Genomic DNA, 639 nt, shown 5'->3' with positions numbered 1-639 from the left:
AAGCCAAGGGCTACCGCAACCGGGAGCGCTTTAAGCTGGGAGTGATGTTCCACTATGGGAAACTGAATATGGCGTTCTAAGCCTTCCCACCATGATCGGGGAAGACCCAGATATGAACAGGCACATTCAGAGTTACTTTAAAGAGCTTACTGAACGTCTGAGGTGTTAGAGCCATGACTGCCGCAGCATTGCTGGCGGAAATGCCTGAATCGAGCAGCCTCTCGAGACGTGAAATCAGCGCACTTGTCGGTGTTGCTCAGGTAAACCGGGACTCGGGAACTCTGCGCGGTCGACGAACCATTTTCGGTGATTGTGCTGGGGAAGAACAGCTCGGTAATGACTCCAACTTACTGATAGTGTTTTATGTTCAGATAATGCCCGATGACCTTGTCATGCAGCTCCACCGATTTTGAGAACGACAGTGACTTCCGTCCCAGCCTTGCCAGATGTTGTCTCAGATTCAGATTATGTCGCTCAATGCGCTGAGTGTAACGCTTGCTGATAACGTGCAGCTTTCCCTTCAGGCGTGATTCATACAGCGGCCAGCCATCCGTCATCCATACCACGACCTCAAAGGCCGACAGCAGGCTCAGAAGACGCTCCAGTGTGGCCAGAGTGCGTTCACCGAAGACGTGCGCC

General features: G+C 52.6%; 2 pseudogenes. One reads left to right on the top strand and one right to left on the bottom strand.

What is annotated here, in order from left to right:
• Nucleotides 1–109: 109 nt before the first annotated feature.
• Nucleotides 110–320, top strand: a pseudogene (locus tag BFF42_RS19520) (transposase); the annotation flags it as partial.
• 27 nt (nt 321–347) lie between these two features.
• Here the strand turns inward: BFF42_RS19520 and BFF42_RS19515 are convergent.
• Nucleotides 348–639, bottom strand: a pseudogene (locus tag BFF42_RS19515) (IS1-like element IS1X2 family transposase); the annotation flags it as partial.

This window comes from Shigella sp. FC1661 (assembly GCF_001712525.1).
Taxonomy (GTDB): Bacteria; Pseudomonadota; Gammaproteobacteria; order Enterobacterales; family Enterobacteriaceae; genus Escherichia; species Escherichia coli.
The sequence above is the reverse complement of the archived record's forward strand: the minus strand, read 5'-3'. Positions and strand labels throughout refer to the sequence as shown.